The sequence below is a fragment of the Polyangium mundeleinium genome (assembly GCF_028369105.1).
GTDB classification, from domain to species: domain Bacteria; phylum Myxococcota_A; class Polyangia; order Polyangiales; family Polyangiaceae; genus Polyangium; species Polyangium mundeleinium.
Map to the genome: position 1 here is coordinate 7,554,404 of NZ_JAQNDO010000001.1, position 25,351 is coordinate 7,579,754.

A 25,351-nucleotide genomic window follows, 5' to 3' on the forward strand; every position below is an offset into this window, starting at 1 on the left:
CACCGCGATGCACCGAGGGTTCGATGAAGACACGCGCTTGCGCCACCGCCTTGTTCCTTTCGCTCACGGTCCCTGCCCTCCTCGGCGAGGCCGGGATCGCACCCGACCTCATGGAAGCACGTGCCTTCGCGCAGGCGGACGCCGTGACCGAGGTCGCTCGACAACGCTACGAAGAGGGCGTGAAGGCGTTCGACGCCGGTCGCTTCGAGGACGCGCGCTCCGCGTTCCTGCAGGCCTACGCGCTGAAGCGTCACCCCGCCGTGCTGCTCAACCTCGGCCAGAGCGAGCTGCGCTCGAACCACCCCGAGGACGCCGGCATGCACCTGCAGCAGTTCCTCCGCGACATGCCCTCGGCCTCGCCCGATCAGAAGACCGCCGCCGAGAAGGGCATCAACGAGGCGAAGAAGAAGACCGGGCACATCGTGGTGATCGTCGACGCGAACGGCGCCGACGTGTCCGTCGACGGCACGAGCTACGGCAAGTCGCCGCTGCTCAACGTGATCTTCGTCAAGCCGGGCGCGCACACGGTCACGGCGACGTACGGCGGCAAGACCGCCACCACGAAGGTCGACGCGAAACAAGGCTCGGCCACCGCGGCGAACCTCGTGCTCGGCGTCGGCGGTGCTGCTTCGCCGCCGCCTCCGCCGCCGCCCCCGCCGCCTCCGCCGCCCCCGCCGGCCGCATCGCCCACGCCGGCGCCCGCGCAGTCGCCGACGCCCGCTGCGAACCCGTACGGCACGCCGTCGAGCGCGCCGCCCGCGACCAGCGCGAACGCGAGCTCCGGCCTCCCGCCGGTCGACGCGCCCGTGCTCACGCCGCAGGGCCCGGACGGCAGCGGCGACACGACGACGGGCACGCGGGAGCCGTTCCTGAAGTGGTACACGCACAAGCCGCTCGCGTGGGTCGGCTCGGGCGTCGCGGTCATCGGCCTCGGCCTCGGCATCGGCTTCTCGATCGGCGCGAGCGTCGCGAGCGGCAAGGCCGACCAGCATGCCGCCGAGATCCGCACGTTCGCGTCGACCGATCCGAGCACGAACTTCGGCAAGAACCCGCCCTGCGGATCGACCGAGACGTCCGGCAGCGATCTGCCGAACTACGAGCAGGCCTGCGGCGTGCTGCGCAAGGATCTCTCCGACTACGACACGAACGTCGCCGTGGCCACGACGGGCTGGGTGCTCTTCGGCGTCGGCGCGATCGGCACGGGCGTCTACGCGCTGCTCGACTGGTACCTGCCCAAGAAGGGCTCGACCTCGACGACCGCGTCGAACGACGGCCCGCGTGTCCTCGCGGTCTCGCCCAGCGTCTCGTCCACGTATCAAGGGCTCGGCGTCGTCGGCACGTTCTGAGACGACCTCGTCGCGGCTCCCGCGGCGCGCAGCAGATCCCGCATCGTCGATCGCGGGACCGCCGCGCGCCGCGCCGCTTCACTCGTATTCCTCCCTGCCTCCTCGAAAATCCGTCGCGCGTCGTCGGGACGAAGCTTGACGTGCCGTCCGCCTCGCTCCGCGAGCACCGACGTGACGTGCTCGGCCTGGATCACACCTGGCGTGCGTACCGCCGCCTGCACGATCACGTTCCGGAGCTCGCGCACGTTGCCCGGCCACTTCTCTGCGCGCAGCGCTGCGAGCGCGCCGGGCGAGAGCTCGCGCGGGCCGATCTCCGAGGTCGCGAGGAGGTGCATGCAAATCGCCGCGATGTCCTCCGTGCGCTCGCGCAGCGCCGGCACGCGCACGAGGCACACCGCGAGCCGCTCGTACAGATCCGCCCGGAAGCGCCGCGCTGCCACCATCTGCTCGAGCGGCTCGCACGTCGCCACCACGAGCCGCACGTCGACGGGCATGGCCGTCTCCGCCCCGAGCGGCCGCACGAGCCCCTCTTCGACGACGCGCAGGAGCTTCGCTTGCACGTCGAGCGGCAGCGCCGCGATCTCGTCGAGGAACAGCGTGCCTTGATGCGCCTCCCGAAACGCGCCGCGTCGATCGCGAAGCGCGCCCGTGAACGCGCCGCGCTGGTGGCCGAAGAGCTCCGACTCTGCGAGCTCGCGCGAGATCGTCGCTGCGTTCAGCACGACGAACGGTTTGTCCTTGCGCGCGCTCTCGTCGTGCAGCGCGCGCGCCACGAGGTCCTTGCCCGTCCCCGACTCGCCACGGATCATCACCGGCAGCTTGAGCGGCGCGAGCCTGCGCACCGCGCCGCCGAGCCTTCGCATCGGGGCGCTCCGCCCCACGAGGTGCGGGAGCGGCGCGCCCCGATGCGCCTCGACCGCGCGTGTGCTGCCCTCGACGCGCACCACGGCGCGGCCGAGCTCCACCGCGCTCCCCGTCGAGAGAAACGCCCGCGCCACGCGCGTCCCCGCGACCCGCATCCCGTTGCGTGATCCGAGATCGACCGCCTCGATCACGCTGCCTCGATGCACGAGCGCCACGTGACGCGCGCTCACCGTGCGCTCGACGAGCTGCACGTCCACGCCCTCGCCCGAGCCGAGGACGATCTCCTCGCCGGGACCGAGCCGCGCCATGCGCTCGTTCCCGCCGTCGTCCACGCAGATCCATGCAGCGCCGAGCGCCACCTCGCCGCCGCCGATCTCCACCGTCGTATCCCGCGCACGTTCGTTCCTCACGAACGCTTCATCGACACGACACGGGCCGTGGTTGCGTAAAAACGTCGCGCTCGGCTCAGAAGGCCGCGGCGACCGTCGCCGGCGTGCGCACCTTTCCGCCGCGGAGCGGGTCGAACGTCACGCGCAGGCCCACCTGGAAAAACCCGTAGACGCTCGGCGACGTCCCCGGATCCGGGCGCAGCCGGTACGAGCCGACCGTCCCTTCCAGAAACGGCCCGAAGCCGAAGACCGGATGCGGGTAGAACGTGCCGCCGAGCGTGATGCGCGCGAAATCGATGCCCTGCGAGCGGCCGATGCCGAATTCCGGGGCCGCGCCGGTCTCGGGCGCTTCGACGAGCGAGGTACGGAAGCCCACGCCGTAACTCGCCCAGGGATCAAAGGCGATGCCCTGCGCGAGGTGGTAGACGAGGCGCATCCCCACGCCGAGGGTGCTGCCCGAGCACCCCGTGCAGGCCTCGCCGCCGCCGAGCATGCCGTAGTTCCCATCGAGCTCGAAGGACACGTGCCGGCTCAGGCCGAAGCCGAGCCCGACCGAGACCCCGGGCCCGCCGGACACGAGGTCGCTCGCCGTGACGCCCGAGGCGATGCTGCCGAGGGGCACGACGTAGCTGCCCCCCACGGACAGGAGGAAGGCCCCTTTGCGCCAGTCGGGCGCGTAGGCCCTCGGCGTCCCGGCCCCCGGCTCCGGCGGCTCTTCGACCTCGGCGGGCTCTTCCCGGGCCGGATCGGGCGTCTGCGCGAGGGCGGGCAAGGGGGCCACGACGAGCGCGGCGGCGACGAACGCGCGAAAGGAGCGGGGGAACGTCACGGCAGGGCTCTAGAACGACCACGGCCCGCGCGCAAAGCGCAAAGCGCACGGCCCTCGGGAACCTTGTTCGACCGCCGCGTATGAGCGCGCCCACGACGGAGGGGGGGACGGAGGGCCCCCCCGCGGGAGACGACACGAGGAACTAGCCGAGGACCAGGGATCGGCCGCTATAATCGCGTGTCGCATGTCCAAGACTCAGCCGCGCCACGCCCTTCGCCTCGTGGCCGCGGGCATGACCGACGTAGGCCGCCAGCGCAGGCACAACGAAGACAACGTGCTCGTGGCGCAGAGCCTCGACCTCTTCGTGGTGGCCGACGGCATGGGCGGACATTCCACGGGGCACGTCGCGAGCGCCCTCACCGCGACGTCGATGCAGAACTTCTTCGAGGCGACGTTGCAAGGGGATCTCCCCTTGGCCACGCCGAACGACGAGGTCGATCTGCCGCGCCACGCCGAGCGACTCGTGCAGGCCGTACGCAAGGCCAACCGCGACGTCTACGAGATCTCGTCGACGCACAAAGAGCACCGCGGCATGGGCTCGACGATCGTCGCGATCCACTTCGACGGCGGCGAGAGCCTGCACATCGCGCACGTCGGCGACAGCCGCTGCTACCGCATGCGCGACGGCGGGATCGAGCAGCTCACGCGCGACCACTCGCTCATCAACGACGCGCTCGCGCTCAAGCCCGATCTCACCGAGGAGGAGCTCGCGCGCTTGCCGAAGAACGTGATCACCCGCGCGCTCGGCATGAAGGACGTGGTGAAGGTCGACGTGCAGACCGTGAAGATCGAGCCGGGCGACATGTTCCTGCTCTGCTCGGATGGTCTAAGTGGTATGATCTCCAACGATCAGATCCTCGAGGTCTTTGACCTGACGGGGGATCTGTCGGAGGCCTGCGAGCTGCTCATCGCGATGGCGAACGAGGCGGGCGGCGTCGACAACATCTCGGCGCTGCTCGTCCGCGCCGACGACACGCTGCCGCCCTCGGAGGCGCATATCTCCGCGACGGAGGTCGACGCGCCGGAGCTCGCCGTCGAGGAGGTCGCCGCGTCGATCCCGTTCTCGCAGCGGTACCGCGACATCCAGGACATGCGCTCGTACCGCCCGCCGCCCGGCGATCCCATCGACGAGGTGGTCGTCGGGACCGACCTCCATGGGCTGCGCGAGGTGATGACCCCGGACGATCTCGCCATGCTCGCGGCCGGCGGCGACGTCGAGACGGACGGCCCCCGCTCGATCGACGAGATCCGCGTGGCGCGCTGCAGGCGCTGCGATCACGAGCTCTACGTCGGCAACACCTTCTGCACCGAGTGCGGCACGAAGATCGAAAGCGAGTGATGCCCGAGAGCGGCCCCTCGAGCACACGCACGCGCGTCCTGCCGATCGCCGAGCGCCTCGACGCAGACACGCAGTACGCGGGGCGCGGCGTCACGATCGCGTTCCTCGACTCGGGCTTTTACGCGCACCCCGATCTTACGACGCCGTACAATCGCATCGCCGCCTACCACGACCTCTTCGCGCCGCGCGCGGGGCTCGAAGCGCTCGAGCGCTCGGACGTCTCGTCGTGGCACGGCATGATGACGAGCGTCGTCGCCGCGGGGAACGGCGCGCTCTCGGCGGGGCAGTTCCGCGGCCTCGCCTGGGAAGCGAACGTCGTGCTCGTGAAGGTCGGCTCCGCGCACCGCATCGTGCACGACGACATCCGGCGTGGCCTCGACTGGGTCCTCGCGAACCGCGAGCGTTACGGCATCCGCGTCCTCAACATCTCGTGCGGCGGCGACTACGAAGAATCGTTCCTCACCGATCCGCTCTCGCGCGCGGCCGACGAAGCCTCACGACAAGGCATCGTCGTCGTCGCGGCGGCCGGCAACGCGGGGCACCTCGCCGATCACCAGGTCCTGCCGCCGGCCAGCGCGCCGAGCGTGATCGCGGTCGGCGGGCTCGACGACGGCGGCGCGGGGCAGCGATCCCAGCACTATCACTCGTCGTACGGGCTCACCATCGACGGCTTGCAGAAGCCCGAGCTCATCGCGCCGGCGATGTGGGTCGCGGCGCCGATCCTCCCCGGCACGACCACGGCGGCCGAGGCGCGGCTCCTCAAGCGGCTCGACGAAGCCTCGGACGACAAGCTCTTCGATCGGCTCGCCGCGCACGCGGGCGCGGACGCCGATCTCGACGCGATCGCGGGCCGCCGCGAGCCGTACCTCGTGCGCCAGATCGTCGCGGCGAAGCTCCGCGATCGGAAGGTCCTCTCGGGCCACTACAAACACGTCGACGGCACGAGCTTCGCGGCGCCGATCGTGGCGAGCGTGGTCGCGCAGATGCTCGAAGCGAACCCCGCGCTGCGCCCGCACCAGGTGCGGCGTATCCTCATGACGACGGCGCGCGGCACGCCGGGGATCGCGCTCGAACGGCAGGGCTGGGGTGTGGTGCAGCCGCGCGCCGCGGTGGAAGCGGCGCGCGGCATGCGCGCGGGCTAGCGCTCGTTACTGACCGAAGAGACCCCCAAACGGGTTCGGCGCGCCGCCCGTCATGCGCCACGAGTTCGCCGTCTGCTGCACGATCGGCAGGCGCACCATCGGGTGCGGGTGCGTGCGCTCGAAGTTGAAGACGATCGTCGCGGGCGTGAGCTGATCGAGGTTCGCGAAGAACTGCAGCGTGAGCACCGCGCCGCCCTCGGTCATGCGGTAGCCGTTCTGGCGACGCGCGCCCGCGGAGAGGAGGTTGTTCGTCCCGGCGACGTCGGCGGCGATCTCGTTCGGCTGGTTGAACGCGGGGAGCGTGCGCGAGAGCAGCCTGCCGAGATCGGCGGGGTTCACGCCGCGGCTGCCGCCCTGGTTCGCTGTGCAGCCGAGGTGCCCGAGGTGATGGTGACCGAGCTCGTGGCCGAGCACGAAGCCGACCTGCTCGTCGAAGAGCTGGTGCTGGCGCTGCACCTTGCGCGCGTCGATCTGCTGCACGGGATCCACGAAGCCCACGGGCGGCTTCACCATGGCGCCCTTCTGTGCGAGCAATCGGAGGTACTCGTCGAGCTTGCGCGTGCCGAAGATCTCGTCGTTCGCCTTGTACTGCGCGATGTACGCCTCGATCTCGAGCAGGCCGTCGGTGATGGCCATGAGCGGCAGCCCCTGATCGTCACACGCGGCGAACGCGTTCACCTCGCCGGGCGTGGGATCGGCGACGAAGGGGATGTCGCGGACGATGGACTGCTTGTTCGCGGGCAACGCGGCGATGAGCTCGCCCATCACGACGCCGGCCTGGCTGCGCAGCCAGTTGATGTCGCCGAGGTTGATCGGATCGTTCAGCGGCGTGGTCGGGATCCCGCCGGTCGTCGGCGTGCCCGTCGTCGGCGTGCCCGTCGTCGGCGTCCCGGTCGTGGGGAACGGCCAGGGAAAACCGGGGAATGGGCTCGTGGTGGGCTGGGGCGCGGGTTGCTGCGGCGTCGTCTGCGGCGGCTGCTGGGGATACCCTTGCTGGGGATAGCCCTGCTGCGGGTAGCCCTGCTGCGGGTAACCTTGCTGCGGGTAGCCTTGCTGCGGGTAGCCTTGCTGCGGGTAGCCTTGCTGCGGCGGGTACTGCCCTGCCGGGGGCTGCGCCTGGCCGTAGGTCGGCTGCCGGGATTCGCGCTGGCAACCTGCGACGAGCGCCGAGGACAGGGCAAGCGCCGAGGCGCAGAGCGTCAGGATCGGAAGGGGGCCGCGGGGTCGCGACGCGAACGAAGGCATACGGACGAGCATAACCCATGGACGGACATCGAGCCAAACGAGCCAAAGGAGGCACGTTTGCAACCGATCGAAGGGGGCTCGGGGGGTCCGATCGGGGAGGCGAACGCGTCCGGGGTCGAGAGCCCCCGCAACCGGCGCAAGGCGTGGGCCGCGCGACGGCCCCGGGCGAGCCTCACGAGGGAGCGCGGAAGCGCCTCGTTCACTCTGTGACGATGCACGTGACGAAGAAGTGGCCGTTCGCGTCCTTCATGCATTCCGGCAGCCCTGGCGCGGCCCCGCAGAGCACATCGTCCAGGCATCCGCACATCGCGTCCGGCGACTGGCAGGCCGCAGGGAGCGGCTTGCACCGGTGAGAAAAATTGATGCGCTCGCAATACTCGGTTCCGTTCTCGCAGAGGACCGGACCGCATGCGAAGGGATCCGCGGGCGCCTGACAGCCGTCCTGCGAGCCCACGTCGACGCCCGACCGGTACACCTCACACGCGTTGATGTAGACCTGGCCGTTGCAGCCGCACGTGATCGCCATCGACGCACCGGCGCAATCCTTGGGCCTCGGCGTGCAGGTTCCGAGCACGCCGCCGCCCGGACAGGTGCCCTCCGGGGCATCACAATACACGTTGTTGCCGCACCACGTCGCGTACGTGCCGTCGCAGGACTTCGGGCCCCCGGCTCCCCCTTGCCCGCCCGAGGAGGACGACGACGCACTGCCGCCGCCCGCGCCCCCGCCGGCGGCGCCCCCCTCGCCGCCGCCCCCGCTGGAGGCCCCGGTCGAGGTGGATGAGGGGGAATCTCCTGCGCTCTCGGTGCAGGCCGGAGCGGCGCAGGTGAGGAGGAGGAAGAAGAGACCTACGGTGCATGCGGTGATGCGCATTTCTGATGAATATCAACCGCTGGGGTAATGTCCACACCGCCCTTGCTTTCCAGTCGGTATGGGCGGACTTGCAATGTGAGGGTCGAACCGCAACGTCCAGGGACGGTCGTGCGCCGTTCCTCGCGCAATGCTCCGCTTCCGAAAAGGATGTCTCCCGCGAATCACCTCGTTCGCATGCGCCTACCCTCTCCTCGCCTTGCCCATATCCCACCTCCAGCTACACTGGTCCTCATCATTCCTCACCGAGGCGTCGCCCGCAGGCGCGCACGGTCTGAGGGTGGAACGAAACCGTGAGCGGCGGACGGTGCCGGCGCCGAGGGGCGAGGTGTGCGCTCGTCGGACGGCGCCGTCCGCTGTGAGCAGGGAATTGGGGGAGGTCCATCATGACGAAGCGATGGAACGTGATTTGGGTGATCTTTGGCAGCTTGGCGGCGATGGGCGTTGGCTGCGATGCAAACGATCCGGCCGACGAGGGCACGGTGCGCAGCACGAGTGATGAGGTGGGCGAGGCCTGGGGGGGGACGCCCATTGGCGACGTGCCTGGTCCGCCCCGGGGGGGGTGTCGGGGGTTCCATTGCGCCTCCGAGCTTCCGCCGGGCCGCTGCATCTACGACAGGGACTGCCCGTTCGCGTGCGTGTTTCCCGCGGACGGCTGCGATGCGGGGCTCGACGAGTGCCTCGGATATTGCCTCGCGGGCGACCAATGCATCAGCGACCTGTCCTGCGCGGGCGGCCAGCGCTGCCTCGATTGTGCGGTCTCGCCGTACAGCGCGGCTTGCGTCGAGGTCTGCGAGCCGATCGTGCCGCTGCCGCCGCCGCCGCCGATCGAGCCCCCGCCGCCTCCGCCGCCGGTCGAGCCCCCGCCGGTGGTGGTGGTGGAGCCTCCGCCGCCGCCGGTCGAGCCGCCGCCGGTCGTGGTGGAGCCCCCGGTGCAGGAGCCCCCGGTGCAAGAGCCTCCGGTGCAAGAGCCTCCCGTGCAGGCGCCGCCCGTGCAGGAGCCTCCGGTGCAGGCGCCTCCGCCGCCTCCGCCGCCGAAGGATGATTGCCCCAACGACAAGCCGCCCAAGACCGGCACCGGTGGCAATGGCACCGGGCAGCAGAGCCAACTGCCGCCTGCGCCTCCGCCTCCGCCTCCGGCGAGCGGCTCGGATCTCCAGATCCCGCGCTGATGCATTGAAATGAAAAAGGGCGCGAGGGATTCGTCCCCGCGCCCTTTTCGTTCTCGCCTTCCCCGTGAATCAGTGCGCGTGGTCCGAGCAGGCCTCGTGCTCGAGCTCCGGCTGCGCCTCGACCGCGTCGATCGGCAGCGGCACGAAGAACTCCGGATCGTTCGGGTCACGCGAGAAGGCCTCGGCCGCGCCCTCGATCTCGCCGTCCTTCCCGTCGTACATGATGGCCGAGCCGCACGTCGCGCCCTTCGCGAAGCCGGCCGCGGGCGACTTCTTCATGCGCGCCTCCGTCTGCGGGCCCCACGCGCCGTCGACCGAGATCGTATCGGCCGGGTTGTTGCGGTTCCACAATCGCTGGAAGGCCTTCACGTCGAGGCCCTTGTAGCTCACCGCGCCCGCGCCCGCGTAATCGAAATGCACCGCGTCGCTCGACCCGAGCCACTTGAAGCCCTTGTTCGTCAGAATGGTCTTCCACGCGCTGTATTCGCTCACGTCGAGCGCGAGGCCCGTCTCGTGATTGCTCGCGCCGGGCTTCGCGGCGAGGCTGATGCTGCAGCGGCCCGTCTGGTACCAGTTGTACAGCATGTATTGCTGCGCCACGGTCCGGAGCGCCGAGTTGATCGTCATCGACTTGCTCGGGTTCGCATTGAGCGCCGCCACGAGCTTATCGGCCGCGGGCTTCTCCAGATACGCGAACGTCGCGCTGCCGAACGTCACGTTCGACGTCTTCGTGATCGGCACGTACGCGTCGGGGTTCAGGCACCGCGCCTCGGCGATGATCTGGAGCGAGAGCCCCTTCACGCTCGAGGTCGAGCAGCTCGACGCCGCCGCCTGCGCGACGGTGCTGCCGGCCACGGCCTCGTCCGCGGTATCGGTCGGCTCGGGGGATTCCGCCCCATCGGCCTCCGCGCCGAGCTCCTCGGGAGGAGCTTCGGCAATGCAGCCCGCAAACACGGGCGTGGCGACAAGGGCAGCGGCGAGGGCAAGAACACGGAATTGGGTCGGGCGAGCGTTCATGCCAGCCTCTCCAGCATGAGGCGTGCCGGACGCACGCGAGGCCTTTTCTCGTCCCATCGCCTCGAATGGACGCGGCAATGAGGTGGATCGACGATGTACCAGGTGGAAAAAGGATCCACATTCCCGCCCGCGCCGACGCAATCGCGCGCACCTTGGCGGCGTTCGAAAAAAACTTCACACCGGCGGAGCTTCCGCGTAGAGGTGGGCCGGCGGGCCTGAAAGGCTCGCCATCTCGCGATGCTCCCCCTCCCCTTGCCGTTCCCGCGCGTAAAGATTTGCTGCATCGCCTCCGAGGAAGAGGCGTGGATGGCCATTCGCGCGGGCGCCTCCGCCCTCGGCCTCGTCGGTCCCGTCCCGAGCGGGCCGGGCGCCATCACCGAGGAGCAGATCACGGCCATCGCGACCCGCGTCCCGCCCGGCGTCGCCACCTTCCTCCTCACGAGCCACCAGGACGCCGGCGCCATCATCGAGCAGCAGAAGCGCTGCCGCACGAGCGTCGTGCAGATCCTCGATCGGCTGGTCTCGGGCACGTACGAGGAGCTTCGCGCGGCGATGCCCGGCATCGGCATCGTGCAGGCCGTGCACGTGATGGGCGACGAGGCCATCGACGAGGCGATCGGCCTCGAAGGCAAGGTCGACGCGGTCCTGCTCGACTCGGGCAACCCGAACCTGCCCGTCAAGGAGCTCGGCGGCACGGGGCGCACGCACGATTGGCAGATCAGCGCGCGGCTCTGCGAGCGCGTGCGGCTGCCGGTCTACCTCGCGGGCGGCCTCCGATCGGACAACCTCGCGACCGCGATCCGCACCGTGCGGCCCTTCGGCGTGGACCTCTGCAACGGCGTGCGCACCGACGGCAAGCTCGACCCGGCCAAGCTCGAAGGCTTCTTCGCGGCCCTGCGCGCCGGCTGAGCGTCAGTCGTCGGCGCCCGGATTCTTGATCCGCCGCACGAGCCCGCGCACCGTGTTCATGCCGAGCAGGCGCGTGAACAGGACGAAGCCGACGACGGCCGAGAGCACGGTCAGCCACAAGGGCACGTGGAACAGGAGCTTGCTCCACGTCGCCCACGCCTCGTTTCCGACGAGATCCCGCCACGCGAAATCGAACGAGGGGAGCGTCTCCCGCTCGAAGATCCCGATCACGAGCCCGACCGGCGTGAGGACGAGGGTCAAGAACGCGAGCACCTGGTTCAAGAGATCGGCGCGTTTGTCCGAGAGGTACTCGTCGATCTCGGTGATCTCGCCCTTCACCTCCTCGAAGAGACCGCCCACGTCGAGCGCGCTCCGCAGCCCGCAGTAGAACCGGTCGTGCCGCTCCTCCGAGCTGATGTGGCCGAAGCTGAACTTCGCCGTGTACTGCAGGAGCGCGAGCCGCAAGCGCCCGAAGATGCGGCCGTCGGGGCGGTTCGACATGCTCGCGCAGGCCGACGAGAGCTCCAGCAAGAAGAGCCGCTCGTGCTCGATGAGCACCCATTTGTAGATGTACCGATCGAGCATCGTGGACTCGAACTGCGAGAGCAGGCCCTTCGCGTCGATCGGCCAGATCATCCACGTCACGCCGACGGGCGAGAACACGCAGAGCTCGCGCGCCGAGGGCTCCCACATCGCCGGGTGCCCCTCGATGCGGCAGTCGGCCGCGGACGGGTCGATCGGCTGATCGCTGCCGTGCGCGAGCCGCAGCCGATGCCGGGACGGCGCGTCGGGCAGGCCCTCCGTGTAGATCACGTTCACGCTCATCGGGTTCGGCCAGCTCCCGATCGGCGCGTCGAGCATCACATCGGGGATGAAGAGCTTCAGCCAGTGCCGGATCGTCGTGTCCTCGAGCGCGGCCTCCTCGCCCATCGCGACGAGCGGATGCGGCTTCATCTCGCCCTCTTTGCCTGCCTTCTTGCGCGGCATGCTCTCCGGCAGGAGGTGCGTCATGCCGCGGCGCACCACGGCCGCGTAGAGGTCCTGGAACGCCGTCAACGTGGGCGACGTCGGCTTGATGCCGACCACGACGAACACGTAGCCCGTCTCGATCACGAAGAGCCGTGGCGGCGTGGTGATCTTGCACGGCATCCCGCCGTTCTTGTCCTTGCGTGCCTCCTTCGACGCGGGCGCGGCGGCGTCGGGTTTGTCCGCGTCCTGCTTGCCCGCCTCGGCCTCGGGTTTTGCCTTCTTCGGCGCGCGCTCGAAGATCCACGTCGCGCGTGGATCGAAGAGGTTCGCGAGCTTGCCCGTGGGCTCGTAGGCGCGCAAAAGCCGCCCGTCGCGCACGTGGATGTTGAGGTGCGGCAAGAGCGCCGGATCGTCGATCTTCCTCGGCTTGAAGTCGCCCCGCGCGAGGAGCTTCTTCTCGTAGGCCTCCAGGTCGAACGTGCCGTCGAGCCCGTCCGGGTGGCGGTACGAGACCACGAGGTAGAGCGTCGACTTCGGCCCGATCGGGGCCTCCTTCGCCTGCGGCTCCGCGGGCGCCTTGGACTCCCTCGGCTCCTTCCGCTCTTTGGGCTCCTTCGAAGGCCTCGGGCCCGGCTCGGGCGCGATGGAGGGGGCCGTCGCGCGGGCCGGAACCTCGGCGTCGTCACTGGATTTCGTACGTCCTCCGCAGGTAGTCCACGATGTCGGCCGACTCGAACATGTCCACGCCCGTGTTCGGGTCGTGGAGGAAGGGCACCTGCATCTTGCCCGACCGCGCGAGGAAGGCCTGACGGCTCGGGCTGCCCTTCGCCACGTTGTGCAGCCGGTACGGGATCTCCAGCGTGGAGAGCACTTCCCGCGTGATGCGGCAGAACGGCGAGGCCTCGAAGCTCCAGAGCTCGAGCGGCTTTTCGGGCGCGCGCGAGGGGCGCGCGAAACCGCCGAACCCCGGGCGCCAGGCTGACGCCAGCATCGCCGTCGCGTCCGTGAGCGGGCCGAGGCGCAGGGAGATCGGCACCTCGCCGTCGCCGTAGACGCGGAAGAGATACGCGAGGATGTCGTTCGACTCGTACATCGCGACGCCCGTGTTCGGGTCGACGAGGAACGGGAACTGGTGCTTGCCGCCGCGCTCCTTGACGATCGGGCGGAAACGGCTTCCGCCGCGCGGGCACGGGTAGATCATCGCCTCGAGGTCGAGGATGCTGAGGCCTTCGCGCACCTTGCGGCAGTACGGACAGCCTTCGAACTCGTAGAGCTCGAGCAATTTGTCCGGACGCTCGCCGAGGTGTCCGGAACGCAAGCCCCCGCCGAGGCGCGCCAGCGTGGCGGCGAGCGAGGTCACGACGTCGAGGGTTCGATTCATGGACTCCTGGTTACGTGATTCCGGGGCAGAATTGAAGTGCCGAGGGCGCATGCGCGGTCCAAGCTGCGGGCGCCGTGCGCTCCGGAAATCGACCGAAGACCCTTCTGCTCCTGCCCTCCCTGCTCGTGTCCATGGCCTGTTCTGGAAACCCCCCTCCGCCCGCCGCCCCCCACCCGAACCAGCCCGAAGGCGCGCTCGCGCCCGCCCCGAGCGCCACCGCCGCGCCCGCGCCTGCGCCCCGCGCGCCGGACGTGCCCACGCGGCGCGAGGACGTCGTCGAGACGCTGCACGGCAAGGAGGTCCACGACCCCTACCGCTGGCTCGAAGACGGCGACAGCGACGAGGTGAAGGACTGGCAAGCCGCGCAGAACGAGCGCACGGCGAAGGCCTTGTCCTCGCTGCCGGGCCGCGCTGCGCTCACGCGCCGCATCGAGTCGCTCTTGCGGATCGGGTCCGTCGGCACGCCCGCCGTGTATGGCTCGAAGAAAGGCAAAGGCCGTTATTTCTCGACGCGCCAGGCGCCGTCCGAGGATCAGCCGGTCCTCTACGTGCGCGACGGCGTGGACGGCGCGGATCGCAAGCTCGTCGACCCGAACACGCGGGGCTCGGACGGGCTCGTCTCGCTCGATTTCTGGGTGCCGTCGCAGGACGGCAAGAAGCTCGCGTACGGCCTTTCCTCGGGCGGCGACGAGCAAAGCACGCTCTACGTGATGGACGTGGAGACCGGCAAGGACCTGCCCGAGACCGAGGTGATCCCGCGCGCGCGGTACGCCTCCGTCGCGTGGCTGCCCGACGGGAAGTCGTTTTATTACACGCGTTACCCGAAGAAGGGCGACGTGCCCGCGGGCGAAGAGCATTACCACCGCAAGGTCTACCTCCACCAGATCGGGCGCTCGTGGGAGAAGGACCCGCTCGTCTTCGGCGAGGGCCGCGCGATGACGGACTCGCCGAGCGTCGTGATCTCGCCGAACGGCCGCTGGCTCGTGGCGAGCGTGCACATGGGCTGGAGCCGGGTCGAGGCGTACCTGCTCGATCGAACGGCCGGGCCGAAAGCCCCGTTCGTGCCGATCGCGGTGCCGAAGGAGAACGCGATCTACGACGTCGACGTGTACGACGACTTCCTCCTCGTCCGGACGAACGACGGCGCGCCGACGTACGAGCTTTATCGTGTCGACCCGAAGAAACCTGCGCGCGAGCACTGGCAGAAGATCCTGCCGGCGACGAAGGACGTGCTGCAGGCCGTGACCTCGATCGGCGGGCAGATCTTCGCGACGTACATCGTCGACGCGCACTCGGTGGTGAAGCGCTTCTCGGCGGCGGGCGAGCCGAAGGGCGAGATCACGCTCCCGACGATCGGCACGACGGGCGGCGCGAGTGGCGAGTGGGACGGGCACGAGGCGTTCCTCGGCTTCACCTCGTTCGCGGTGCCGAGCGCGGTGCTGCGTTTTGATCTGACGACGGAAAAACTCGGCACCTGGGCCGAGATCAAGCCGCCCGTGGACGCGTCCGAGTTCGTGGTGACGCAGGAGAAGGCGCGTTCGAAGGACGGGACGATGGTGCCGTACTTCCTCGTGCACAAGAAGGGCGTGGCCCGGGACGGCAAGGCGCCGGCGGTGCTCACGGGGTATGGCGGGTTCAACATCGCGCAGATGCCGGCGTTCGCGGGCTCGCGCTACGTGATGCTGGAGCAGGGCGGCGTGGTGGCGGTGGCGAACCTGCGCGGCGGCGGCGAATACGGCGAGGCGTGGCACCGCGCGGGGATGCTCGGGTCGAAGCAAAACGTGTTCGACGATCTGTATGCGGTCGCCGAGGAGCTGGTGGCCGATCGGGTGACCTCGTCGGATCGGCTCGCGGTGATGGGCGGCTCGAACGGGGGATTGCTCGTCGGGGCGGCGATCACGCAGCGGCCGGATCTCTTCCGCGCGGCGGTGTGCGCGGTGCCGTTGCTCGACATGATTCGCTACCACAAGTTCTTGATCGCCAAGCTCTGGATCCCCGAGTACGGCTCGGCCGAGGACGCGGCGCAATTCGAGTGGCTGCGAGCGTATTCGCCTTATCACAACGTGAAGCAGGGGACGCCCTACCCCGCCGTGCTCTTCGCGACGGCGGAGGGCGACAGCCGCGTGGATCCGCTGCACGCGCGGAAGATGGCGGCATTGCTCCAGGCGGAGGCGGGCGGGGACAAGCCGATTTTGTTGCGCGTCGAGGGGAAGGCCGGGCACGGCGCGGGGAAGCCGATTTCCAAGCGGATCGAGGAGGCGACGGACGTGTATTCGTTCCTCTTCTGGCAGCTCGGGATGACGCCGCCGGGCTGACGGTTCCCTGCGGGACGGGGGTTCTGCACCTACATCTCGGTACAACGTAAGTTCACCCGAGTGCGTGGTCGACGAGACCCCCGACGGGGTCCGATATGGGCGGGGGTCTCGTCGACCACGCCCGGACGGGGTCGGATTAGGGCCGGGGTCTCGCCGACGAGGCAGGCGACGGGGTCGGATGAGGGCGGGGGTCTCGCCGACCAGGCAGGCGACGGGGTCGGACCAGGGCGGGGGTCTCGCCGACCAGGCAGGCGACGGGGTCCGACCAGGGCGGGGGGCTCGGCCGCGAAGCAGGCGACGGGGTCGGACCAGGGCGGGGGGCTCGACGGCGAGGTGTGTGCAGTTCCGGGTTCCCCTTGGATGTTCGCTCAGGAGGCCGGGGCATGCCCAGGAAGCCCAGCAAGAGAAGGGTCCCCCGCTCCCGAGCCTCTATTCCGGAGCGACGCGCAGCCGCACGTTGAAGTATTCTGCGAACGGCGCTGCCGGTGCACCGAGGTGCAATACGGTGCCGGGTTCGAACGTCTGTTTCGATCGGACGCGACTCCCCTTCACGGTGTCCAATGTGATGATTTCACAATTGCTGGTGTCCAGCGGACACGGCTCCGAGCAAATGTAAAGCTCGCCTGGGGAGGTATTGGCCTCGTTGTTCACGACGACAGCCTGCGCCTCCAGCGCTCCTCCCGTCATTCCGATCGACACGTCCCAGCTTTGCCCCGGGCACCACGGTCCATTGCATGACCGTTCGTTCCATCGGCTGGTGAGTATCGTCTGATGCTTGTCGTCCAGAGCGAGCGGCTCTTCCGCCACTTGGCAGGTCGCATTCCTCATCGGGCTGCCCCGCTCCTCGACGTCGACCTGAATCCGAGCTTCATCAGGTGTCGAGAACCATGCTACGTATTCACCCGGCGGCACGTCCAGCGCAAAAGCCCTCGCCGGTTGCGCGGGATCGAGGTGAACGTTGAGGTCTGCGTCCACGAGAAACCCACCGGCTCTCTCAGGCTTGCCGATAGCATTTCCGTCAGCGCAGTGATAAAAGCTGACGAACGACAGAGCCTGCGGCTCCGTTGCGACTGGCTCCGTCGCGATACGGAGCGTGCGTTCCGTCGGTACCTCGAACCGAAAAAGCGTCTCCCCATAGCCGCCTGACGGTCCACAGCCCATGGCCACCTCGGCGTCGATCAGCGGCGGCATGCTCGGATCGCAATCCATGAGTCGGAGACAGAGCTCACTGCCATACGGAAGTGGTTTCGTCCGCCAATCCGAAAACGCGTCATCGAGGCTGCTCCCCATCGAAGCCTGGAAGATGGCTTCGATTTCTTCACGGGAATCCCCTCGCTGTGCACGTTCATAAAACGACAAGAAGCTCGACGCGCCGAACGTATCGATGAGGTATCGCACGAAGCTTGCGCTCGCTCCGTAAACGCTATAGCCGTTGGCAGCAACCCAATCCGTGAAGGCTGCTGATTCCACCAACGTCTCGAGGGGTTCAGGCAACTCGGCGGGCCCGCCGAGATCCCCGATCTCTTGGCAGCCCATGATCTCGGCAAGGCCTTCTTGAAAAAGGTACGGCGGGTCTCCCAAAAGAGAAGCATTTGCATGCACGATCTCGTGAGGGTGCACTGCACCAACGGAGTGGATTGTTGTCCCCGCGGCGCAGCCACTGCTCGTCGGAGGGCATCCGAACAACGGCAGCGAGGCATTGCTTTTATGACGATAGAATTCTATCCTTTCGCCAGGTGGAAGCGCTGCTCCTAGAAATTTAGCGTTCGCACGGTAGTAGCGCTCGAGCCACTGATCGGTACCGTCGCACGGGGGCGTGTGTCCCTCTTCCGAATAGTACACGAAGTGCTCGGTCGTGAAGAGCTTCGTGAAGACGGGTTCCTCGCCGCCGCACGCTGCAAGGGACAGGAGGGCTGCACCTAGAAGAAGCCGGGCAGGGTCCTCCAGCGAGAGCCCCTCTATCCGTGCGGAAAGGTGGCCTCGTGAACCGATGAAGTCGCGTACCGTTGGCATTTGGGTCATCCTGAATCTTGCATTCGTTACGGGATGGGTGTTCCGCAGGCTGCGAAACGGGTCGATGCGTCGGTCGACCACGGCAGCGTACGATGTACGCTCCCGCGGCCTTCCTGGCCTCGACCCGCTCGCGCGCCCGTGAAACCCCCTCTACGTTCTGCCGGGTCAGGGGGGATGGAACCGTACTCGGAGATCACCTGCAGTTCGAGGCGATCCCCCACCCTCGCCATCCCACCATCGAAGGCGACGGGAGCACGAGCGACGACTTCTTCCACTTCGCCGGCTTGCCCCCGACCACGATCCGCGCCTACGCCCGCGAGGTGCACCTCGCCGAGAAAGTGCACGCGTACACGCTGCCTCGCCCGCGGGAAAACTCACGCGTCAAGGACCTCCCCGACATGGCCCTGCTCGCCACGACAGGCCCCTTCGACGGCGCGACGCTCCGGCGCACCCTCGCGGCAACCTTCACGTTCCGTGCCGTGCATCCGATCCCTGCCGTGTTGCCCGCGCCGCCCCCGAGCTGGAGCGTCCCCTACGCCGACATGGCCCGCGAAAACGCGCTCCCCTGGCCGACGCTCGAAGCCGTGTTCTCCCAAGCGCGCGCCTTCCTCGATCCGATCCTCGCCGGCCACGACGGGACCTGGGATCCCGTCGCGTGGACCTGGCGATCACGCTGAACACCGCTCAATGCGGGACCGGCTCCGTCGGCCCGACGTCGTGCGCAAAAAACAGCCGCTCGTCCCCATACCTCGACGCAACGAACGTACTGTCGAGCCAGAGCTCGCCCATCGGCTGCGTCGGCTGGTCGATCTTCGGCGCGACGTGCACGTCGCAGAGCTTGATCCCCGCGGGCACGCGGCCGAGCGAGAGCCGGAAGTCCAACGCGTCCGGGCAGGCGCGTTTCGCCTCTTCCGTCGGGTGGAACTCGATGCGGTCGGGGACGACGGGGTTGTCCGCAGACGCGCCGTCCAGGTGCATGCCCGCAAGGTGGTGGAGCGGCAGATAGACGCTGTAGAGCCGCGTGCCGCCGAGCGCCTTCGCGGCCTTCTGGAACGCGCCCTGCACGAGCTTCGAATCGAACTCCTTCGCCGGCACGGTGGAGTTGCAATAGACGCTGGAGAAGCAGCGCAAGTCGCCCTTCTCGCGATGGTCGGTCGGCAGCGTGAGCAAGTTCAGCGAGGGCTTGCCGTTCACGAAGAACTTCAGCGCGATCGAGGGCGCGAAGCTGCCTCCGCCCTTCGCATCCGAGAAGCGGAGGAGCGCAGCGCCGCCCTTCGCAAAGACGCCCGTGTACGGGTGGGGCGCCGTGACCTTCAGGGTCACGCGCGCGCACGTGCCGTACGTGTGCACGAGCTTCGGGCGATCCGGCGGGAGCTCGTCCCCCGGCAGCTCGAACGAGCCGCGGTTGAATGCCGTGCTGAAGAGCTTGCGCCGCCCCCAGGGGCCCGGGACGCTCGTGGGGAGCGCGTTTTCCGGGTACGGATCGGAGCTCACGCGAGCCCATAACGCGTCGAGTTTCTCCTCGGCGCGGAGCGACGAATAACCATCGGGCAAGGACATGACCGGCGAGCCTATCGTAGGCCTGTCGCGCTTGCCATTTCCTTCAGCGTCGTGCTTCCTTCCTCCCGATGACGCGAATCCCGATGCGCCTGTCCCCCCTGCTCCTCGCGCTCGTCGCCCTCGGCTGCAAGGGGACACAAGAGAACCAGGCCAAGGATCAAGCCCCGCCCGCCGCGTCGACGACGAGCCCCAGCGAAAAGAAGAGCGCGCGCGCTCCGCGCGAGTACCCAGCCGCCGAGGCCTTCACGCGGAAGCCGCTCGCCGTGGGGCAGTGGATCCGCATCGCCATCGAGCCGAAGGGCTCGCCGCCGTCCCAGGTCTTCGTACGGATCGTGGGAAAGGAAGGCGACGCATTCTGGTACGAGGTGGAGGCAAACACGCCCTCCCACACGTCGCTCGTCCAGTTCCTGGTGGAGGGCGCCGCGGAGAAGGGCTTCGACAAGAACGCAGTCCGCAAGCTGCGCCAGAAGCCGATGGACGGCCCCGTGCGGGAGACGTCCGAGCCACGTGAGGTGCTCATCGCCGCCGAGCAGGTGGAGGAGTACGTCGCGCCCCTGAATCCGCCGGACTTCACGAAGACAGAGCGCAAGGACACGAAGGTGACAGCCGGCGTGTTCCAGGGCTGCTTCGTCTACGACGCCGAGTTCGCCGCCCTCGACGTCAAGAAGAAGGCGACCCTCTTCCGTCACCCCGCCGTGCCCATCACCGGGTTCGTCCGGGCCGAGGGCACAGCGGTCGGCGGCCCTACCTACACGACCGAGCTGCTCGAGATGCACGAGACCGGCGCCCGGGCCGTCATGGGGCTGTAAGGTCCCAAGGGCTCGCGCGTTCCCCGGCCGAGGCCAACCAGGCTGGTGAGCCGTATCCAGCGCGCCGAACGTCCACCGTGGAGACTGCATGAAACGCAAGCCCCGCCGCGCCACGCGGATTGTCGCTCTCGCCCTGGTCTCAATCGCCGCCCCCGTGCTCGTCTCAGGCTGCGGCGGCGGCATGGCCTCACCCCAGGCCGGAGGCGCAGCCGAAGCACGGTCCGACGACCCGGTGGCCGCACTCGATCAGGCCGAGCGCGAGGTGCAGCTCGCACTCGGTCTCTCCCCAGCCCGGCCCGCACAAGCAATGGCGCAGCAGCCCTTCGGCGCAACGCAGGCGCAGTCCCCCCAGCAGCCGACCTACGCCACGCCGCCCCCCACGCCCACAGCCACCATGCCCGCACCAGCCCCAGGCGAGGCGAAAGCCGAAGCCGAAGCAAAGCGCGCCGAGGCCGGGGCGCCCGCCTCGGACGAAGCCGCACCCGTCTCGTCAGACCCATGCATGACAGCATGCCGCGCCCTCGAATCGATGGGCCGCGCCGCCACGCACCTCTGCGACCTCACCGGCGACGACGACACGCGCTGCGCAAACGCAAAGGATCGCGTACGCAGAGCCGAAGACCTCGTACGCCAGCGGTGCCCCGGCTGCGCAGGTTGAGCGCAGCTCCGTGACAGTTTGAGCCGCAACGACCCTTCTTGGCGAAGGCGCCGCGCCGGGGTTTCACCCCGGACCCCGACCAGGGGTTGTCCACCCCTGGACCCGGACCAGCGCAAGCGCTGGACGCGGGGTCGATGAACTGCGCTCCGCGCAGTTCATCGAACAGCCAGGGTCAAGACCAGCGACGGGCCTGCCCACCCAGGCCACAGCGCTGCAGGCTCAGCCGGCAGCGTGCGCGTCGCCGGCTTGGAACCCACCTCCATGGTCTTGCCACCGGCCCGTTGGAAGAACTGCGCACCGCGCAGTTCTTCCACCCTCGGTCCAGGCCGTGCCTGGTTCGGGTCGAGGGGCGAACAGCCCCCGCGGGGTCCGGGGCAGCGCCCCGGCACAGCGGCCCCAGGCACGAACCTACCGCGCCACCACGAACGCCACGAACGCCACGAGCGCCACGAACGCGAGCCCGGCGGCGGCGTAGACGCCGAGCCGACGCTTTGGTGCTGCTTCCGCGAGTGTAGCTACGAGCGAACCGCTCTCGGATGTGGCGGACGGCGCGTCGGGGACTTCCTCGGACTTCTTGCGGAGGTAGTCGTCCCAGAGCACGACGGGCACTGCGCCTGACGATGAGGCGGCTTCTTCTGCGGCTGCTGCGATGAGCCCGGCGGGGATCGAGTCGGCGTGCGTCACGTCTTGCTCGTCGGGGGGCGCGGAGTCGCGCCCGAGGATGGGCAGACCGTGTGCGCCGGATGGGGGCATGCTGATCGGTGCTGGGCGCACGGTGTCGCGCATGTCGAGCGGCACGGCGTAGGCCGAGGTCGTGTCGTCGATCATCGGCGGCGGCGCGAACTCGGTCGAGGTCACCTCGTCGGCGACGGCGTTCACCCCGGTGATGACGGGCAGGGGCGGAGGTGCGGGCGCGATCGATGACCGCTGCACCTTCACTGCGGCTGCGGGGGTCAGACCTGGCCGGTCGTCGCCGAGCAGCGGCGTCAGGGCTTCGAGCAGCTCGTCGGCGGTGCTCCATCGCTTGTCGACGTCGCGCTGGAGACAGCGGTCGACGACGGCGGCGATGCGCGGGTCGGCGTCGGGCATCAGGTCTGACAAACCGCGGATGCGGCCGGAGAGCACCTCGGCTGCGGCGCCGTAGGGGGTGAGACCCTGGAACACGCGGCGACCGCTCAGCAGCTCGGCGAGCACCACGCCGACGGACCAGAGGTCGGTGCGGTGATCGACCGTCTTGAGCCCGCGCACCTGCTCGGGGCTCATGTATGCGGGCGACCCCATCGTCTTGCCGGTGGCCGTGAAGTCGGCGCCTTGCTGGAGCGTCTTGCTGACGCCGAAGTCGAGGATCTTGAGCACGGGGGCCTCGCCGCCGGGCTCCTCGTGGAGGAACAGGTTCGAGGGCTTCAGGTCGCGGTGCATCACGCGCGCTGCGTGCGCGGCCTTGAGGCCTCGTGCGGTCTCGGCGGCGATGCGCAGCGCGACGGCGGGGACGATCTTGCGCTCGCGATGGAGCTTCTCGCCCACGGTCTCGCCGCTCAGCATCTCCATCACCAGGAACGGATCGCCTGCGTCGGTTTGTCCGACGTCGTAGATCTCGACGACGTTGCGGTGGACGATGCGGCCGCAGGCGCGGGCCTCGCGGAGGAGCCTGAGGCGCGCGTCTTCGGAGGCGTCGAGGCCGCGGAGGAGCTTCAGCGCGACCTCGCGCTCGGTCAGCTCGTTGATTGCAGCCCATACGACGCCCATCCCCCCCTCCCCGAGGGGGCGCACGAGGCGGTATTTTCCACCAATCCTGGTGCCGGCTTTCATCAACGTTTCGCTCGCGTCGGAAAGGTTACGCTTACCGCCCGCGCGAGCCTAGAACAACCCGCCCCGAGCAGCCGTTCGTCGCTGGCAAATTCCCTCACCACCTGGCTCGATTCCCTTACCACCTGGCTTGATTCCCTCACGACCCTGCCCCGCTTCCTCGCGACAGAGGGGTGATTTGCGTGTGTTCTACCGTCTCCGGTGACGGAGAGAGGTTGGGGCGGAGGGCTGAAATCGTCTATAAGCAGAGAGGGTGCAGCCTGGGCCCGCGCACCCGTGCTTGGCTTTGGCCCGATGAGGGGTTGTCGATGAAGGCTTCTTTCTTGCGGATGGCTTCGCGCCTGAGCTTCTTCGCGTTCGTGGGCGCCGGGTTCGGCGCGCGTGACATGTGCCTCGGCAACGACGGTCCGCCGCCGCCTCCGCCTCCGGCGCCTGCCGACGCTGGCGAGGATGGGGCCATGAGCAAGCGGCCGGCGCTCCCCCTGCAGGAGGGCGCGCGCGCCATCTGAGGCGCGCCGAGGCGTCGCATGGAAGGGGAAGGACGGCTTCACAGGCTGTTCGGTTCGGTCGGCGCGATCCCGGCGCCGCCGCTCGACGCCCCGCTCGCGGGCCTCGATCACCTGCGCCGCCTCGGCCTGCGTCTGCTCGGCCCGTTCCTCTCGCGCTCGCTCCTCACCGATCGCGAGCGCCGTGTCGCCGTCCTCGGCTCGGTCCTCCTCGTCGCTGCGTTTCTCCTGGCCTCGTCGTGGCCTGTGGTGATGCTCGTGCTCGGGCCGCTCGTCTGGGGCATCCCGCACGTGCTCGCGGACGTGCGTTACCTCGTGGCGCGGCCGGGCCTGCATCGGCGGCCGCTCGTGCTCGCGGCGATCGGCGTGGGCATCCTCGCCGCGGGCCTTGGCTTCGGGGTGCGCGGGGGCCTCGCCGGCGCGGCGCTCGCGCTCTGCGTGGCGCGGACGTCGTGGTCGCGCAGGCTCATCGGGCTCTCGGTGGTGGGCGCGCTCTTCCTGGTCGCGCAGCGCGCGGGGTGGTTCGCCGACCTCGCGTTCGCGCACCTGCACAACCTCGTCGCCGTCGTGATCTGGTGGGCCTGGCGGCCACGAACGACGCGCCTGCACCTCGTGCCGATCGCGCTCTTCGTGGCGGGCACGGCGGCGCTGCTGCTTGGCGCGGCGCAGCCCTTGCTCGCGTGGAGCGGGGGCGCGGAGGCGCCCTGGACCGGGCTCGGGATGCGGTACCTCACGTGGACGTTGAGCCCCCAGCCGACGAGCCCGCTCGCCGTGCGGTTCGTGGTGCTCTACGCGTTCGCGCAGGCGGCGCACTACATCGTCTGGCTCCGGCTCATGCCCGAGGACGATCGTCCGAGCAAGACGCCGCGCTCCTACCGGCAGAGCTTCCGCGCGCTCGCGGGGGACATCGGCGGCTGGATCCTGTGGCTCTCGGCGATCGGCGCGCTCGCGCTCATCGTGTGGGCGTTCTTCGGCCCGGGCGCCGCGCGGGATGGCTACCTGCGGTTCGCGTTTTTCCACGGCCACCTGGAGCTCGCCGCGGGCGCGCTTCTCTGGGCCGAGGGCTTCCGCCCCGCGTCCTCGAACCAAGCCTCCACCCCCTGACGCGGATGTCGACCGGGGAGGCGCTCGCCCGGTACGTGGTGGCGTTCGTCCTGACGCAGGCGATCGAGGTGCCGATCTACCGGCGCGCGCTCGGCGTGCGCCCGCTCGTCGCGTTCGGCGCGAGCGCGATCACGCATCCGGTCGTGTGGTTCGTCCTGCCCGCCGTGTGGCGATCGCTGTACGTGGCTGCGATCCACGCCGATCGGCGGTTCGTGCTGGGGGAGCTCGGGTACTACCTCGGCTACGGCGTGCTCGCGGAGGGGTTCGCCGTGGCCGTGGAGGCGGCGTACTTCTGGAAGGCGGGGATCAGGGCGCGGAGGGCGTTCGGGTGGGCGCTCGCGGCGAATGCGGTGAGCTCGCTCCTCGGGCAAGCGCTGCGGGCGGCGACGGGGTGGCCTTGAGCAGGAGCAAGGTGATGCCGGCCGGGATCAGCACCCCGAGGCAAACCCCCTGCGCCGCGGTGAGCCCTTGCCACCGGGGATCCGAGAAGCGACCGTCCTCCGCGCGCAAGAAATCCAGGCCCAGACGCAAGGCGCCGTAAGCGAGCGCGAGCGCGCCCGTCACGACCCCCGGCCGCGACGCGCGGCGCGAAGCGAGCACGACGATCCCGACGAGCAGCGGCGTCGCCATCCCTTCGAGCAAGCCAAGGTCGAAGCGCGCGCCGCCCGGGTACTGCACGGCGAGGACGGACGAGGAGAGCCGGCCCGGATGATCGTGCGCGAAGGCGCAGGCCGCGCGCGCAAAGATCCACCCGAACGGGAAGGCGTACGTGGTCGCGTCCGCCGCGGCGAGCACGGGCATCCGGAGCACCCGCGCGAGGCCCACGAGGCCCACGATCGCGCCCAGGCAACCGCCCGCCGACGAGAGCGTCCCGCCTCCGCCCACGAGCCTCCCCACGCCGTACGCGCCGCCGATCGCCGCCGCCACCGTGCCGATCGCCAGCGCCTCGATCGCCCCCTTCGAGCCAAGCGCGAGCGCACGCGCGCGCCGCACGAGGACGAGGTGGTTCACGATCACCGAGAGCGTGAGCAGGAGGCCGAACGCGTGGAGGCCGAACGGCAAGGCGGGAAACGTGAACCAGGGAATCACGCGGGGCTGCTACGATGCCAC

The 25,351-nt window shown here is 69.3% G+C and carries 23 protein-coding genes; 12 read left to right on the forward strand and 11 right to left on the reverse strand.

Features of this window, described 5'->3' with window-relative positions:
• The first annotated feature begins 23 nt into the window (after window positions 1-23).
• Window positions 24-1,346 (forward strand): PEGA domain-containing protein, encoded by a 1,323-nt coding sequence (locus POL67_RS30025; protein WP_271923300.1) that lies wholly within the window; start codon window positions 24-26, stop codon window positions 1,344-1,346.
• Here POL67_RS30025 and POL67_RS30030 read toward each other — a convergent pair.
• On the reverse strand, window positions 1,316-2,620 hold the full coding sequence (locus tag POL67_RS30030) for an FHA and sigma-54 interaction domain-containing protein (RefSeq protein WP_271923302.1): 1,305 nt from the start codon (window positions 2,618-2,620) through the stop codon (window positions 1,316-1,318). The genes POL67_RS30025 and POL67_RS30030 overlap by 31 nt on opposite strands.
• Window positions 2,621-2,675: 55 nt before the next feature.
• Entirely contained in the window at window positions 2,676-3,428 is a 753-nt protein-coding gene (locus tag POL67_RS30035) for a hypothetical protein (RefSeq protein WP_271923304.1), read from the reverse strand.
• 184 nt (window positions 3,429-3,612) lie between these two features.
• Here POL67_RS30035 and POL67_RS30040 point away from each other — a divergent pair, with 184 nt between their 5' ends.
• Complete coding sequence (locus tag POL67_RS30040; protein ID WP_271923306.1) at window positions 3,613-4,767, forward strand: Stp1/IreP family PP2C-type Ser/Thr phosphatase; 1,155 nt, start codon at window positions 3,613-3,615, stop codon at window positions 4,765-4,767.
• Window positions 4,767-5,909, forward strand: coding sequence for a S8 family serine peptidase (locus POL67_RS30045; protein ID WP_271923309.1), 1,143 nt, complete (start codon window positions 4,767-4,769; stop codon window positions 5,907-5,909). Before POL67_RS30040 ends, POL67_RS30045 begins: the two co-directional genes overlap by 1 nt.
• A 6-nt stretch (window positions 5,910-5,915) precedes the next feature.
• Here the strand turns inward: POL67_RS30045 and POL67_RS30050 are convergent, their stop codons facing one another.
• Together POL67_RS30050 and POL67_RS30055 are read right to left on the reverse strand one after the other, a co-directional pair.
• A complete protein-coding gene (locus tag POL67_RS30050; RefSeq protein WP_271923311.1) occupies window positions 5,916-7,154 on the reverse strand; it encodes a M48 family metalloprotease in 1,239 nt (412 codons plus the stop codon).
• Window positions 7,155-7,353: 199 nt separating this feature from the next.
• Window positions 7,354-8,025, reverse strand: coding sequence for a hypothetical protein (locus POL67_RS30055; protein ID WP_271923314.1), 672 nt, complete (start codon window positions 8,023-8,025; stop codon window positions 7,354-7,356).
• A 383-nt stretch (window positions 8,026-8,408) separates the two neighbouring features.
• Here POL67_RS30055 and POL67_RS30060 point away from each other — a divergent pair, with 383 nt between their 5' ends.
• Window positions 8,409-9,194, forward strand: coding sequence for a hypothetical protein (locus tag POL67_RS30060; protein ID WP_271923316.1), 786 nt, complete (start codon window positions 8,409-8,411; stop codon window positions 9,192-9,194).
• A gap of 69 nt (window positions 9,195-9,263) precedes the next feature.
• Here POL67_RS30060 and POL67_RS30065 read toward each other — a convergent pair whose 3' ends face one another.
• On the reverse strand, window positions 9,264-10,211 hold the full coding sequence (locus POL67_RS30065; RefSeq protein ID WP_271923317.1) for a M15 family metallopeptidase: 948 nt from the start codon (window positions 10,209-10,211) through the stop codon (window positions 9,264-9,266).
• A gap of 237 nt (window positions 10,212-10,448) precedes the next feature.
• On the opposite strand from POL67_RS30065, the gene POL67_RS30070 reads away from it, so the two are divergent.
• A complete protein-coding gene (locus POL67_RS30070) occupies window positions 10,449-11,120 on the forward strand; it encodes a phosphoribosylanthranilate isomerase (protein ID WP_271923319.1) in 672 nt (223 codons plus the stop codon).
• 3 nt (window positions 11,121-11,123) lie between these two features.
• On the opposite strand, the gene POL67_RS30075 is transcribed toward POL67_RS30070, so the two are convergent.
• Together POL67_RS30075 and POL67_RS30080 are read right to left on the reverse strand one after the other, a co-directional pair.
• Window positions 11,124-12,605 (reverse strand): hypothetical protein, encoded by a 1,482-nt coding sequence (locus tag POL67_RS30075; protein WP_271923321.1) that lies wholly within the window; start codon window positions 12,603-12,605, stop codon window positions 11,124-11,126.
• Between the two features lie 166 nt (window positions 12,606-12,771).
• A complete protein-coding gene (locus POL67_RS30080; protein WP_271923323.1) occupies window positions 12,772-13,470 on the reverse strand; it encodes a glutathione S-transferase N-terminal domain-containing protein in 699 nt (232 codons plus the stop codon).
• A 74-nt stretch (window positions 13,471-13,544) separates the two neighbouring features.
• On the opposite strand from POL67_RS30080, the gene POL67_RS30085 reads away from it, so the two are divergent.
• A complete protein-coding gene (locus POL67_RS30085) occupies window positions 13,545-15,785 on the forward strand; it encodes a prolyl oligopeptidase family serine peptidase (protein WP_271923325.1) in 2,241 nt (746 codons plus the stop codon).
• A 429-nt stretch (window positions 15,786-16,214) separates the two neighbouring features.
• On the opposite strand, the gene POL67_RS30090 is transcribed toward POL67_RS30085, so the two are convergent.
• Window positions 16,215-17,879: a hypothetical protein gene (locus POL67_RS30090; protein WP_271923327.1), complete on the reverse strand. Its 1,665-nt coding sequence runs from the start codon at window positions 17,877-17,879 to the stop codon at window positions 16,215-16,217.
• A gap of 11 nt (window positions 17,880-17,890) precedes the next feature.
• On the opposite strand from POL67_RS30090, the gene POL67_RS30095 reads away from it, so the two are divergent.
• On the forward strand, window positions 17,891-18,475 hold the full coding sequence (locus tag POL67_RS30095; RefSeq protein ID WP_271923329.1) for a nucleotidyl transferase AbiEii/AbiGii toxin family protein: 585 nt from the start codon (window positions 17,891-17,893) through the stop codon (window positions 18,473-18,475).
• A 7-nt stretch (window positions 18,476-18,482) separates the two neighbouring features.
• On the opposite strand, the gene POL67_RS30100 is transcribed toward POL67_RS30095, so the two are convergent.
• The gene (locus POL67_RS30100; protein ID WP_271923332.1) at window positions 18,483-19,358 is read right to left on the reverse strand and encodes a hypothetical protein; all 876 of its coding nucleotides are present in this window, start codon (window positions 19,356-19,358) and stop codon (window positions 18,483-18,485) included.
• Between the two features lie 68 nt (window positions 19,359-19,426).
• On the opposite strand from POL67_RS30100, the gene POL67_RS30105 reads away from it, so the two are divergent.
• Together POL67_RS30105 and POL67_RS30110 are read left to right on the forward strand one after the other, a co-directional pair.
• Window positions 19,427-20,167: a hypothetical protein gene (locus tag POL67_RS30105; protein WP_271923334.1), complete on the forward strand. Its 741-nt coding sequence runs from the start codon at window positions 19,427-19,429 to the stop codon at window positions 20,165-20,167.
• A gap of 88 nt (window positions 20,168-20,255) precedes the next feature.
• A complete protein-coding gene (locus POL67_RS30110; RefSeq protein ID WP_271923336.1) occupies window positions 20,256-20,825 on the forward strand; it encodes a hypothetical protein in 570 nt (189 codons plus the stop codon).
• A 408-nt stretch (window positions 20,826-21,233) separates the two neighbouring features.
• On the opposite strand, the gene POL67_RS30115 is transcribed toward POL67_RS30110, so the two are convergent.
• A complete protein-coding gene (locus tag POL67_RS30115) occupies window positions 21,234-22,634 on the reverse strand; it encodes a serine/threonine-protein kinase (protein WP_271923338.1) in 1,401 nt (466 codons plus the stop codon).
• A 305-nt stretch (window positions 22,635-22,939) separates the two neighbouring features.
• Between POL67_RS30115 and POL67_RS30120 the strand changes: the two genes are divergently transcribed.
• Genes POL67_RS30120 through POL67_RS30130 form a run of 3 tightly spaced genes read left to right on the forward strand, consistent with a single transcriptional unit; the run spans window position 22,940 to window position 24,642 of the window.
• The gene (locus POL67_RS30120; RefSeq protein ID WP_271923340.1) at window positions 22,940-23,140 is read left to right on the forward strand and encodes a hypothetical protein; all 201 of its coding nucleotides are present in this window, start codon (window positions 22,940-22,942) and stop codon (window positions 23,138-23,140) included.
• An 18-nt stretch (window positions 23,141-23,158) separates the two neighbouring features.
• On the forward strand, window positions 23,159-24,241 hold the full coding sequence (locus tag POL67_RS30125; protein ID WP_271923343.1) for a hypothetical protein: 1,083 nt from the start codon (window positions 23,159-23,161) through the stop codon (window positions 24,239-24,241).
• 5 nt (window positions 24,242-24,246) lie between these two features.
• A complete protein-coding gene (locus POL67_RS30130) occupies window positions 24,247-24,642 on the forward strand; it encodes a hypothetical protein (protein WP_271923345.1) in 396 nt (131 codons plus the stop codon).
• Here the strand turns inward: POL67_RS30130 and POL67_RS30135 are convergent.
• Window positions 24,548-25,330, reverse strand: a complete 783-nt coding sequence (locus POL67_RS30135) for a prolipoprotein diacylglyceryl transferase family protein (RefSeq protein WP_271923347.1) — start codon at window positions 25,328-25,330, stop codon at window positions 24,548-24,550. The genes POL67_RS30130 and POL67_RS30135 overlap by 95 nt on opposite strands.
• Window positions 25,331-25,351: the final 21 nt, after the last annotated feature.